7 protein-coding genes are annotated in these 13464 nt (G+C 41.7%); 6 read left to right on the forward strand and 1 reads right to left on the reverse strand.

The genetic code is table 11. The features are described 5' to 3' along the window. Positions 1-156: 156 nt before the first annotated feature. Positions 157-888 carry a GntR family transcriptional regulator gene (locus BMY50_RS01585; RefSeq protein ID WP_093317343.1) on the reverse strand — a complete coding sequence of 244 codons (732 nt, stop codon included), beginning with the start codon at positions 886-888 and terminating at the stop codon, positions 157-159. 108 nt (positions 889-996) lie between these two features. On the opposite strand from BMY50_RS01585, the gene BMY50_RS01590 reads away from it, so the two are divergent. The 6 genes from BMY50_RS01590 (at position 997) to BMY50_RS01615 (ending at position 13455) form a co-directional block, all read left to right on the forward strand. After that, complete coding sequence (locus BMY50_RS01590; RefSeq protein WP_093317348.1) at positions 997-2352, forward strand: sugar porter family MFS transporter; 1356 nt, start codon at positions 997-999, stop codon at positions 2350-2352. 37 nt (positions 2353-2389) lie between these two features. After that, positions 2390-5464: a SusC/RagA family TonB-linked outer membrane protein gene (locus tag BMY50_RS01595; RefSeq protein WP_093317352.1), complete on the forward strand. Its 3075-nt coding sequence runs from the start codon at positions 2390-2392 to the stop codon at positions 5462-5464. A gap of 43 nt (positions 5465-5507) precedes the next feature. Beyond that, positions 5508-7097, forward strand: coding sequence for a RagB/SusD family nutrient uptake outer membrane protein (locus BMY50_RS01600; RefSeq protein WP_093323463.1), 1590 nt, complete (start codon positions 5508-5510; stop codon positions 7095-7097). An 88-nt stretch (positions 7098-7185) separates the two neighbouring features. Then, positions 7186-8958, forward strand: a complete 1773-nt coding sequence (locus tag BMY50_RS01605) for a class I mannose-6-phosphate isomerase (protein WP_093317356.1) — start codon at positions 7186-7188, stop codon at positions 8956-8958. A gap of 4 nt (positions 8959-8962) precedes the next feature. After that, positions 8963-12115 (forward strand): GH92 family glycosyl hydrolase, encoded by a 3153-nt coding sequence (locus tag BMY50_RS01610; RefSeq protein WP_093317360.1) that lies wholly within the window; start codon positions 8963-8965, stop codon positions 12113-12115. A gap of 23 nt (positions 12116-12138) precedes the next feature. Beyond that, positions 12139-13455 (forward strand): glucosidase family protein, encoded by a 1317-nt coding sequence (locus BMY50_RS01615; protein WP_093317363.1) that lies wholly within the window; start codon positions 12139-12141, stop codon positions 13453-13455. The last annotated feature ends 9 nt before the right edge of the window (positions 13456-13464 follow it).

Here is a 13464-nt window from a genome sequence, read left to right on the forward strand (position 1 = left end):
AACGAGAAGTTATTAAATGCTTCTATTTGGGGGAAGTCTAGAGACTTATTTGCAGAGCTTGTTTTGAATAGTGTTACATGACCAAGCCCATTCTACTACTTTGAGATCGGACTTAAAAAAGAAAGGAATAAACGAGGGTAAACTATTTTTACATCTTTAGTCCCGTCGACTTTCAACGGTAAATGTAAAGCTATCTGCTTTATAGTAACCCAGATTATATTCGATTGGACGACCTGCCTGATCGAATACGAAACGCTTTCTAAACAGAATCGGGTCTCCCTGGGTAATTTCGAGCTTGTCTGCTATAAATTTAGTTGCCGCTTTTGCATTTATCTCTTCTTGTGATAAATCGGCTATGATAAGGTAATCTTGTTCCAATATCTCATATAGCGGGCGCTTAAAATCTTCCTCTCCCGTAAGTCCCACACGTGGATGAAAGTAGGAAATGAAGTAGACAAATGGGTCATCTTTTTTTCCACGTAACCGTTCTAGTTTTAACACTTTACGATTTTCCTTTAGTTCAAAAAAATCAGCGATATGTTCCTCAGGAACAACCCAGCTAACATGCAATTCAAAATTTTTAACTTCAATACCACGATTTTTCATTTCTTGCGAAAAACTTAGCCAATTTTTCGATTTAGAGCTAAATTTTGGGGAAGCAACTTTGGTACCGACACCTTTCTTTCTGACCAACAGCTCCTCATAGACCAATTTATTGATAGCTAAGCGTAAGGTAGTGCGTGAAATGGCTAAGCGTTTTGCAAGTTCTACTTCATTAGGTAGCAATTTACCATTTTGATATTCGGGCGACTTGATCAACTCTCGTAGAAGCATTTCTGCTTGCATATGTAGGGGGATAGCACTTTTATGATTTATCTGAAGATCCATGGTAACCGTTTAATGAGCTAATTTAAGATAATTTGTAGAATTTAAAAAATAGTTATATGTTTGTATGTATATACATATTGTTTATATGTACTGTCAAACCATAAAATTATGAATGCGTCTTTTAAATTGATTATTGCTATTGTCTCGCTAGGTGGTTTACTTTTTGGTTTTGATATGGCGGTGGTTTCTGGAATTATCCCTTTGGTTAAAAGTGATTTCGGTTTGAGTCCTTTGCAAGAGGGCCTTTTCGTTTCATCCGCTTTGATCGGATGCATTTTAGGAGTTGCTTTCGCTGGAAAGTTGAGTGATAAGTATGGCAGGAAGTTATTGTTAATTGCTGCTGCCGCTCTCTTTTTTTTATCTGCTATCGGTTGTAGCTTAAGTCCGGGTTTTGAGCTGTTGCTGGTTGCTAGATGGTTAAGTGGTGTTGGTGTTGGTGTAGCGTCTATTGTGGTTCCACTTTACATTGCTGAAGTCGCTCCTTCCAAGATCCGGGGGCGTGCCGTTACCTTCTATCAATTAGCTGTAACGATAGGCATCTTGGTGGCTTACCTTAGTAATGCCCTGGTTTTACACTATGAATGGCATTGGTTTGATGGAACTTATTGGCGAATGATGTTTTTAATAGGCGCGTTGCCAGCATTGCTGTTTTGGATTGGACTATATCGAATTCCGGAAAGTCCTCGTTGGCTGATGCAACAGGGAAATGACACAAAGGCATCAGCAATTATGCGGGAACTCGAGATCCATGAAATCGTTGTTACGCCCTCTTCTACTAAAGGAGCAAAAGTATCGCTTTTTACGCCAGTATACCGACAAGCTCTGTTACTGGGACTGTTGCTGCCCCTCTTTTCTCAATTGAGCGGAATTAACGCCATCGTGTACTTTGGACCAACTATTTTATTGCAATCGGGCTTGTCATTAAGCGGGTCATTGCAAACGCAGATTTGGTTTGGCTTAGCAAATGTAATCTTTACCTGCATCGCTATTTGGAAAGTGGATAGCTGGGGCCGTCGTCCATTATACCTTGTGGGTTCGGCCGGTGCAACGATTAGTCTGCTGTTAACAAGCTGGTTTATAAACTATAACATTCAATTGTATGGTTGGCTTCTCGTGCTTACCATTCTGGGGTTTCTACTATGTTTTGCCTTCTCTATTGGTCCACTGAAATTTGTGGTGGCCTCCGAAATATTTCCAAGTGCCATTCGCGGACAAGCGATGGCTGTGAGTGTTTTAGTGATGTGGATTGCCGACGCATTAGTAGGTCAATTAACACCCTTGATGCTTTCAAGCTGGGGATCTGCCTGGACCTTCCGATTTTTCGCTGTCTGCTGCGCCATTGCTTTTTTTGCTGTCTTTTATTTGCTACCGGAAACAAAAGGTAAATCCCTAGAAGAAATAGAAGCATACTGGTTAAACAAATTTAAAAAGAAACAAAAAAATGAAAATACCAACTTAAAATAACCTACCAATATACTAACCATTAATAAACTTAAATGCGATGAAAGAAACAAAGATGTACAAATGTTGGATATCCTATCTAATGGGATTATCGCTCCTACTAACGGTCCAATTGGATGCCGCTGCAAGGCAGGGCAATATCGTAGTAAAAGGAGTTGTTTTTGAGAGACAGGACGGGGAAGTGCCTTTAGCAGGTGCAAGTGTAGTTGTAAAAGGAAGCGGGGATGGTACCATTACAAACGCACAGGGGAGGTTTCAATTAACAGTGGCTAATGAAGACGTAACACTTGTTTTTAGCTACATTGGTATGACACCGCAGGAAATTGTCATTGGTAAGCAGCGCGACTTTAATGTTTATCTCGAGTCGGGTGATGAAACATTAGATGAGGTGGTTGTAACCGGCTATGGTACGCAGCGAAAATCCGATCTTACAGGTGCGGTAGCAGTAGTTTCTTCAAAGGAGTTACTCAAGGTTCCTGCAAACAATGCGCTGCAAGGCTTGAAAGGTAAAGTGTCGGGAGTCAATGTGTTTTTAAACTCCGGCTCACCAACCGGTAGCCCAAGGGTGCTGATAAGAGGGCTCGGTACTATTAATTCCTCTTCTAATCCACTTTACGTGGTAGATGGAGTAGTAATGGAAAATATCCAATTTCTAAATCCAAATGATATTGACCGTATGGAGGTTTTAAAAGATGCCTCTTCCACTGCAATATACGGCGCTCGAGGCGCTAATGGGGTGATATTGGTTTCTACCAAGCGTGGTGCGCCAACGGAGGGATTGGTGATAGGATACGATGGATTTGTTAGCTTGGGTGTCTTGCCAAAAAAGCTTGATGTACTAAATTCAAATGAGTTTTTGGAAGTTATAGAAAGAGGTTTCCAAAATTATAGTAAATACAATACAAGTGGCACTCCTCCTGTTTTTACTAGGTCGGATCCACGTTTATTCGATGCCGAGGGTAATCCATTGTACGATACCGATTGGCAGGAAGAAGCAACTCGTACGGCTGTTTCACATAACCATCAATTGTCTGTACTGGGTAAAGCGGAAAAGTCTTCTTTCGGAGCATTCATGAATTATGCAAAGACTGAAGGAATCATGCTTAACAACTGGCTGGAGCGGATAAATGGTAAGTTGGCGTATGATGCAAACCCAAAAAAATGGCTTTCTTTAGGAACGAATATATTGGTGAACTACAATCGTGGTAATGAATTTGAAGAAGGGGGGGGACATCAGATGCCAAGAAGATCAATGCTGGAAATGCCCCCTATATTTCCGGTTAAATTTCCAGATGGCACATGGGCACATAGTGGCATGATCAGCGATTCTTATTCATTAGAAGCAATACCAAACCCGGTACACGTATTAACAACACAAGATCGTTTGCGGAAACGTACGCAGATTTTTGGCAATAGTTATGTGACATTCCATATATTACCTGGATTGGATCTGCGTACGCAGTTCGGTTTTGATAAACAGGATAACATTATCCAAAATTATGATCCTACTGATTTGATTAATATTTCTTCACCATTAGGTTACGCCTATATTGAAAATCAGCATTCGTTTTATTGGCAAGAAGAAACTTATTTGAATTACAATAAAGAAATTGGTGACCATCGTATAAATGGCGTCATTGGCTTAAGCTGGCAAGAGCGGACGGCGGAAACAAATGCTATTTCTGCGCGAGGCTTTTCAGACAACTTTTTCCGCTTTAATAGTATTCAAGCAGCGAGTCAACCGGGTGCGCCAACCTCTTCGTACGATAGATGGTCAATGAACTCTTATTTTTTAAGAGGTAGCTATAGTTATCGAAGTAAATACTTGTTGACCTTTACTGGCCGTATAGATGGATCGTCGCGTTTTGGCGCTAATAATAAATACGGAATTTTTCCATCCGTAGGTTTAGGATGGGTATTGTCGCAAGAACGCTTTCTTGCTGATATCGATGTAATCGACGAGCTGAAGTTACGTTCTAGCTATGGAATAACTGGAAATACCGAAATTCCTACCTATCAATCGTTGGCTACGATCTCTTCCGAAACAACGCTGATCAATGGGTCCCGGGTTTCGCAGAGCTACATCAACAGATTGCCCAATCCAAATTTAGAATGGGAGAAAACAAAGCAGTTTGACATCGGTATGGACCTTGTGCTCTTAAATCGACGATTGACACTTGGACTCGACTACTATCATAAACTAACCACAGACCTGTTGCTAGATCGACCAGTACCTACATCTACTGGATTTGCGGCTGTTAGAGATAACATTGGTTCCGTTTCTAATAAGGGTATAGAAGTGTTAATTAGTGGTACACCAGTTAAATCGGCCGATTTTAATTGGGAAACGACGCTTAACTTTAACTATAATAAAAACCGTATTGAGGCTTTGGGCCTAAACGATGAAGATATCTTTCCCGGACCTAACTGGGTGTCTGGTAGCCAGACCATCTTGAGAGTGGGAGAGAGTCTCAGCTCATTTTGGGGTTATAAACGGCTGGGTACCTGGAGTACGGCCGAAGCAGCTGAAGCAGCAAAGGTAGGAGCGATCCCCGGTGAAGCAAAGCGCAGCACCGAACGCACCATTATTGGCAATGGCTTACCAGATTGGACGGGTAGCTTTATAAATAATTTCAGGTATAAGAATATTGACTTGAGCATAGATCTTCAATTCGTGATGGGCGTTGACATTCTTCAGCAATTCTTTCATTCTATGGAAGACCGGACTGGGTACTCTAACGGACTTAAACGGACATTATATGACAGCTGGACCGAAGATCATCAGAATACCATGATTCAGCAGATACGGAATGGCCCTTATTCAGGTCAAAATAGTGAAGTAGACGACCACTGGGTAGCAAATGGATCTTATTTGAGAGCAAATGCTATCAGTATTGGCTACAACTTCGGTGTAGAGCAACTGAGCAAAATAGGATTGAAAAACTGGAGGGTTTATGCGAGTGTTCAGAATGCTTTTTTAATAACGTCTGACAGTTTTATGGGATACGACCCGGAGGCTACTTCTTGGGAAGGAGATCAATGGGGACAGAATATTTTCTTCCATCAGTATCCACGGCCGAGAACTTTCACGTTGGGAACAAGCTTTCAATTTTAAGCACAGCGTGAAGATGACTAAATTAAATTTAAATCGTAGAAAAATGAAACCTATCATATTTTGTTTGATCATAGCAACGGTGTTCTTCAGTTCTTGTAAAAAGTTTCTCGATGAAGTTCCGAAGGACGAAATTTCCGGTAGTCAATATTTTGCACAACCGGAGCATGCTACAAATGCTGTAAACGGACTTTACAGGACAGGTGCGCCCCAACTTTACGACGGAGCAGGCACCCACTACTCTGGCGCCAAAATGTTTTTTGGACCGTATTTAACAGGTTATATTGATAATGAATTTAAGGGACAAGAGGTGCACGTTCAGCATGCTCAAAACATGACATTCAACGCAACAAACCTATCAACTTATTTTCAGGACATTTGGAGTATTTTATACCGAGGGATTTCTAGAGCCAATAACGCTATTAAATATATCCCGACAACGCCGGGACTGTCTGATACGCAGCGTAACCAATTGTTGGGTGAATCTCGCTTTTTTCGAGCCATGGGTTATTTTCAATTGGCAAGGTTATTTGGAGAAGTACCCTTAATTACCGAGCCATACGAAGGCTTGGAAAATCTAAATGTAACGAAGAGTTCGCTTGAAGAGGTTTATAACCTTATTACATCAGATTTGGAATTTGTGGTCAATGAAGCGGAATTGGCTTCCTCTACTATGGCCAATAATGCTGGCCGGATAACACAAGGTACCGCGGCAACGCTTTTGGCGGATGTTTATCTGACCATGAGCGGTTATCCTTTGCAAAAAAATGAATATACTAAAAGCGCAGCGGTTGCCAAGTCGATTATAAATAGTGGTGTGTATCAATTGACGACACACGATCGGAACGCAGACGGAACAGTTAATCTGAATAGCACTGCTTACAACAAGTTGCGGCGGGTAGATAACAACAGCAGCGAATATATTTACTATTTTGAATTTGCGATTGGCATTTCTACCTCTACGCATGTGCATTGGGCTTTCCCGAGCACAGCAGCGTCATTCACCGCCTTTGCAATAACTAATAATGCTTATGGTCCTTCTACAACCTTTTTGCGAGGTTATAATAGCGATGGCGACCTGCGTATACAGGAAAAGCAATATTTCCATTCATCTCTAACGAGACCAAATGGCACGGTTCTTAATTTCGCTCCTTCTCCGTATATGTGGATGGATGACGAAGCAACATTTGAAACGGCGAGCTCGGGTAAGGATCTGGCCATTTACACCTACTCCGATGTGTTATTGATAGCTGCTGAAGCGATAGCGCTTTCTGAAGGTGTGACGGACGAAGCGCTAAACTACCTAACGCAGGTAAGAAGTCGAGCTTTTTGGAAAACCGATGCCAATCAATTGAAGCAATCGCTCGCAGGCCTGTCAGTAGAGCAATTTGTACAGGAAGTATGGAAAGAACGTTATAGGGAATTGGTATTCGAGGGTCGTCAATGGTTCGATGTACAACGAACGAGGATGTTTCCGGTACCGGTTGGCAATGCAAGTGGAGAAATCCGTTTCGAACCTGTTGTGGGACATGCGAATGGCAAAGGGGCTATTATACAGGAAAAGCATTTATTACTACCCATCCCAACAGATGAGATACAGAGAAATCCGAGTTTGGTACAAAATCCCGGTTACTAGGGATAAGGTATAAAACGCTTATTCGCCATCACAAAGGGCAGCTCATTAATTTAGAAGATAGAAGAGAAGAAAATCAGAATAAATATATATGGAACAAGAAAACAAGGAAATGGAACTAAGCAACAAAAATGAGCACCTGAATTATGAAATATGTCCGACTTACCCGGCAAAAGGCGAAATTTTTAAAGGCTTCGATACATTAGCTGCCAGTATGCGCGATCTTCCTATATGTCTCTTAGACGGTTACATAGGGGTAGATTGGAAAGAGCTTGTACATAAACTGGGCTTAGCTTTCGAAAAGCTGAACAAAAAGGTGTACTTTGTCTCTGTGGCGGATAGCATGTTGCCAACAGCTAAGATTGATGCTATGGTGAATCCTTTTCTCGGGGGCGACGACCCGCTTATTGGTTCAAAAACGACCTTATCATTAGCTGACTTTTTTGATGGCGAAAAGTTATCTGAAATTATTCCTGAGCCAGATGAGTCACTTGTGGTGATTTACGGCTGTGGGGCAGCACTTTGCCATACCACAGCGCCGATTATCTATTTTGATCTACCTAAAAACGTGATTCAACAAAGAATGCGTGGAGGTCTCGTTCGTAACATCGGCAGTGACCTTAAACAGGATAATAAGCAGATCTACAAACGTTTTTACTTTGTGGATTGGGTTATCTTGAATAAGCACAAAAAGGACGTACTGCCTCGCATAATGATAATGGTAGACCAACAAATTGGCGAAACCATTACCTGGATGTACGGTGATGTTCTAAGGAGAACACTCAATGCCATGTCGCAAAGTTATTTTAGGGTAAGACCTTGGTTTGAATCTGGCGTTTGGGGCGGACAATGGCTGAAGAAACATCTGGCCGATTTGGATCAGACAGTCGCAAACTACGCTTGGTCTTTTGAGATGATTGTTCCGGAAAATGGTATCGTGTTAGCCGATGGAGAAAATAAGTTGGAGGTTTCTTTTGATCAACTGATGTTTTTAGAAGGCGAACAGGTACTTGGGAAAGCCTTTGAACGATTTGGTGATGAATTTCCTATCCGTTTTGACTTTCTAGATACGTATGATGGTGGAAACTTATCGATTCAATGCCATCCGAGTACAACCTATATCAAAGAGCATTTCGGTGAAAATTTCACGCAAGATGAAACTTATTATATTGTTGACTGTGAGCAAGATGCTGTGGTGTACCTAGGTTTTCAAGAGGATATTAATCCTACAGGCTTCAAAAAAGTCTTGGAAGAGAGTTTTGAGCAAAACCGTAAAATACCTATTGAACAATATGTGCAAAAATTTCAAGCAGAAAAGCATGGATTGTACCTTATACCAAATGGTACAGTCCACGCTTCTGGTAAGAATAATTTAGTGTTAGAGATCAGTGCGACACCTTATATCTTCACTTTCAAAATGTACGATTGGCTAAGACCCGATTTGGATGGAAATCCGAGGCCATTGAATATCGACAGGGCTTTTGATAACCTCGATTTTTCTAGAAAAGGAAAAGTGGTCCCAGATACATTGATTGCTCAACCGGCAACGAAAGTGATAGATGAACAGAGCTGCGTTGTGCATTTGCCTACGCATCCTGAACATTTTTACGACATATTCCGTTATGAGTTTGACGATCGTGTTGATATATTAACGAATGGACAATGTCATATCCTTATGTTGGTTGAGGGAGAAACGATTGAGTTAACCACGGCTGATGGATCTCAACAGCTGTTTCATTTTGTGGAAACCTTCGCTGTTCCCGCAGCCGCCAATAGCTATACGCTTCGTAACATAGGAAATAGCAAAGCGAAAGTGATAGTCGCATTTGTGAAAGAGGAAGCTTGTTTCATTAAAAAAAATTAAAATAATGCAGATAACAAGATATTTTTGGTTTTTGCTTGTGATGTTTATCCCAACAATTGGATTTGCTTCGGATGAAGCCCACCTGCTTTGGGAGATTGGTAAAAAAGACAATAGTCCGCAGGGTATGGCCCTGGCTCCTGATGGATATCAGCAATTTATAAAAAATGATTTCGGCTTTGAAGATCGCTTTTTTCTCGTTGGCCATTCAGATGCTGGTACCGAATGGCCCTATGTGTTGCCAGGTCCGGCAACAAAATGGGGAGGCACAGGACCTACTGCCGGTATACGCTCTCACATTTTGAATATTGATTTCGAACTCGAAAAAGTAAGTAGCAAGTCGAGCTTCTATTTCGAAGTAAATGTATTGCAAACCGATCCACACCAGGCTCCTGTGGTGAAGGTGTTGATTAATGGAAACGCCCATCAGGTTGCGCTTGAAAAAGGAAACGGTAAAGAAGAACCAACAGGTTCTTTTGATAGTGGTAAGGCACAACGTATTTATATAGAAGTGCCAGATGGACAGTTGAAAAATGGTTTTAATGAAATCCAGCTAACGAGCCTTCAAGGAGGATGGCTGGTGTTCGATAATTTAAGTTTGAAAGGACCTGCTTCGGTAGAGATAAAGACAAGTAAAAATGCTCTGCTGCGAGGAGTAAAGGCAGCAAATTATGAGTTTGAGCAAAATGGACACAATTTTCAACCGCTGTTGGTAGACGTTTGCCATCTGAAGGGGCAGCCGCTTATAGAAGTCAAACTAGCTGGGCAATCTATTTTCAAACAACAACTTGATTCGGGCAGGTATGTTTTTGAAGCACCGATGCCTGCAGTACAACGCCAAGAAGAAAGCATCTATGCCGTTTATATTGACGGGCAGTTAGCAACAAGAGAGAAGATTGTAAGAGCTCCTCAACAAGTTGTAAGCCCTTCGGATTATGTTAATACAATGATAGGCGCAGGGCATTCCCGTTGGATGATAGCACCAGGGCCGTGGATGCCCTTTGGTATGGTGAAGCTAAGTCCAGATAACCAAAACAGCGGGTGGCAGGCAGGTTACGATCCTACTATTGAATCTGTTGGTACCTTTAGCCATATCCATGAATGGACTATGGCTGGTTTAGGGACCTTTCCCGTTACTGGCCCTTTGGAAACTACCATTGGAGATGAACATCAACCGGATAGTGGCTATCGATCTCGAATGGATAAGTCGAGTGAAAATGCAGCACTGGGGTATTATCGTGTTGACCTCACAGATTACCAGATCACAGCCGAATTAACAGCCGGTACAAGAAGCAGTTTTCAACGCTATACATACCATAAAGGTGATACGGGAAGAATTATGATAGATCTGCAAATTCCGAGTGAGTATCCCTACGCTATAGAAGAAGCAAGCATCAAGCAAGTTAGTGCAAACCGTGTTATAGGCCATAGCAAACAACTATCAAAGAATGTTTGGTCTGGAGGTGTTGACCAGGCTTATACCGTATATTTTGTAATGGAATTCGATCAGCCTATACGTGATTTCGGCAGCTGGAGAGATAATGTGGTAGCTAAGGGTCGCAATTTAGAGACCGATAAAATAGGGCAGGCGGGCATGTTCGTTGAGTTTGATACAAGGAAAACACGTACAGTTCAAGTGAGGACAGGTATCTCTTACGCTGGCATTGAGCAAGCCGAAGAAAATCTGCAACAAGAGATAAGCACTCCGTTTGGATGGTCATTTGAAAAGGTTTTTAAGGCACATAAAGATGTATGGAATGAATTATTAGGTCGTATAAAAATTGAATCAAGCGACTTTCTTGAAAAACAACGTTTTTATACTAATATGTATCGTTCGCTGGCTAGTAGAAATACATTTAGTGACGTCGGTGGAAGTTGGATATCGGCAGATGAGCAGATACGTCGCTTTGCAGATAAGGAAGATCGCGCTTTAGGCTGTGACGCCTTCTGGAATACCTTCTGGAACCTAAATCAGTTTTGGAACCTGGTAACACCCGAATGGTCCAACAAATGGGTGAGGTCTCAGCTGGCGATGTATACGGCCAATGGATGGCTTGCAAAAGGGCCTGCTGGTATGGAATATGTGCCGGTGATGGTTGCTGAGCATGAAATACCGCTCATTGTTGGCGCCTACCAAATGGGTATCCGCGATTATGACGTAAATAAAGCCTTCGAGGCAGTATATAAGATGCAGACAACATTGCCAGCTGCAGTAGAAGGTGGCTATGCTGGAAATCGAGATTTAGCTACTTATCTTAAACATCAATATGTGCCTTATGATGAAGGACGTTTTTCCAATTCATTGGAGTACAGTTTTGATGATTGGACGGTAGCTCAGTTTGCAAAAGCGCTTCATAAAGACAAAGAATACAACCTTTTTTCTCAGCGAGGTTCATGGTGGAAAAATGCTATCGATACAGCAACAGGCTATGCTAGAATGCGCGATAAGTCCGGAAATTGGTTGCCAGACTTCGATCCATTTAAGTCCGGTGCCAACAAGCATTATGTGGAAGGAAACGCTTGGCAGCTTACCTATTTTGTTCCTCAGGATGTTGCCGAGCTGGCTACCTATGTAGGTGAAGAAACTTTCAGAAAGCGCTTGGAATGGGGATTTAATGAAAGTTATAGATGGCGTTTTAATGGACCAAATGATCAATATTGGGATTATCCGGTTGTACAGGGTAATCAGCAATCTATGCACTTTGCCTTTCTATTTAACTGGGTCAAATACCCTTGGTTGACACAAAAATGGAGCCGGGCAATTATGGAACGCTATTATGGGCACGGCATTGCCAACGCCTATTTGGGAGATGAGGATCAAGGTCAGATGAGTGCTTGGTTTGTGATGAATGCACTAGGTTTATTTCAGACGGACGGTGGTACACGCGTAAACCCCATATACGAAATTGGGAGCCCACTTTTCCAAAAGGTTACCATTGACCTTGGCAATCGCTACGGCAGGGGTAAATCTTTTGTCATTGAAGCCCGAAATAACAGCAAGAAGAATATTTATATACAAAGCGCTTATTTAAATGGTGAACCATGGAATAATTGTTGGCTCTCGGCAGCCGATTTATTAAAGGGAGGTACGCTCGTATTTGAGATGGGGCCCACACCGAATAAAACATGGGGTATAACTGGTATACCTGCCGCAAAATGAGCATCTACTAAAAAAATATTAAAATGAAGAATTTACCTATAAGTTTACTAATCGGGGCTGTTGTGTTTTTAATAGCTTGCAGGTCAGGTGATAAGAGTAGGAGTCAAGACAATGCTTTACGTGAAAAAATCGCTTCAGATACCTCATTAAATGTTGTGAAAGAGCGTGCCCTGAAAGTGGTAAGCACGGGCTTTAATGCAGGAGATGGCTACCGCGAAGTATGGATTCGTGATTATAATACTTTTATCAACCTGGCAGCCCAGGTTCATCCCAGCGATACGTTAAGGGATAACTTGATTATCTTTTTTCAGTTACAAGGTTCGGACGGCAATATTGTAGACGGATTTGTTCCAAAATCTACTGTTAAACCTACCAAAGGGGGTTATGATTATATTTACAATGATTTGGCCCCACATTATGCCGGGCATAAAAATACGGTGGAAACTGATCAGGAAACTTCATTAATCCAAGCCGTTTATAAGTATGCGAAAGCTACCAATGATACAGCCTTCCTGCATAGCAAAGTAGGGCAGTTTTCGATGATCGATCGGATGGAACAGGCCTTGTCTTTTCTGATGAAAGAGCGTTACAATGAAAAATATGGATTACTCTGGGGTGCTACCACAGCTGATTGGGGAGATGTACAGCCAGAGCATGATTGGGGCGTGTATTTAACGAATGATTCGCATTTGGCTATTGATATTTACGATAATGCGATGTTTCTGATAGCGCTGGATAATTTTATGCAGATGGCACCTGAGCGTGCTAAAAAATGGAAACCTATTCATGCGCAAATCGCTAGCAATGCGATGAAGTATCTATGGGATGAGAAAAATCAAAAGTTTATCCCACATATCTACTTGAAGGGTTCTCCTTTTGACAATACCTTCGATGAAAATGCTATTTTTTACCATGGCGGCACAGCAATAGCCATTGAGGCTGGCTTATTGTCTAAAGAACAGATTAAAAGCTCACTCAATAAAATGATAGCCAATGTAAAAGCATCAGGAGCAGCAACTATTGGATTGACAGTCTACCCAACCTATCCGGAGGGATCTTTCAAAAACAAAGGAATGTACCCTTATGGCTATCAAAATGGGGGCGATTGGACGTGGTTTGGTGGGCGGATGATTCAGCAGCTGGTAATAAATGGTTTTGAAGAAGAAGCTTATGAGCAACTGAAACCTATGGTGGGTAGGGTGTTGAAAAATAATGGCTTTTTTGAATGGTATACACGCGATAATAAACCCGAGGGTTCCGGAACGTTCAGGGGAGAAGCAGGTGTATTATATGATGCCATCATTTTATTAGAGGAGCGTATAAAAGAGCAAAAAATGTAATACTCAAGC

The organism is Olivibacter domesticus (assembly GCF_900109575.1).
In the GTDB taxonomy this organism is placed as follows: Bacteria; Bacteroidota; Bacteroidia; order Sphingobacteriales; family Sphingobacteriaceae; genus Olivibacter; species Olivibacter domesticus.

Coding starts and splice junctions, on each gene's coding strand:
- BMY50_RS01600 (WP_093323463.1), top strand. CDS start 5,508: ATGAAACCTATCATATTTTGTTTGATCATAGCAACGGTGTTCTTCAGT.
- BMY50_RS01615 (WP_093317363.1), top strand. CDS start 12,139: ATGAAGAATTTACCTATAAGTTTACTAATCGGGGCTGTTGTGTTTTTA.
- BMY50_RS01595 (WP_093317352.1), top strand. CDS start 2,390: ATGAAAGAAACAAAGATGTACAAATGTTGGATATCCTATCTAATGGGA.
- BMY50_RS01590 (WP_093317348.1), top strand. CDS start 997: ATGAATGCGTCTTTTAAATTGATTATTGCTATTGTCTCGCTAGGTGGT.
- BMY50_RS01585 (WP_093317343.1), bottom strand. CDS start 888: ATGGATCTTCAGATAAATCATAAAAGTGCTATCCCCCTACATATGCAA.
- BMY50_RS01610 (WP_093317360.1), top strand. CDS start 8,963: ATGCAGATAACAAGATATTTTTGGTTTTTGCTTGTGATGTTTATCCCA.
- BMY50_RS01605 (WP_093317356.1), top strand. CDS start 7,186: ATGGAACAAGAAAACAAGGAAATGGAACTAAGCAACAAAAATGAGCAC.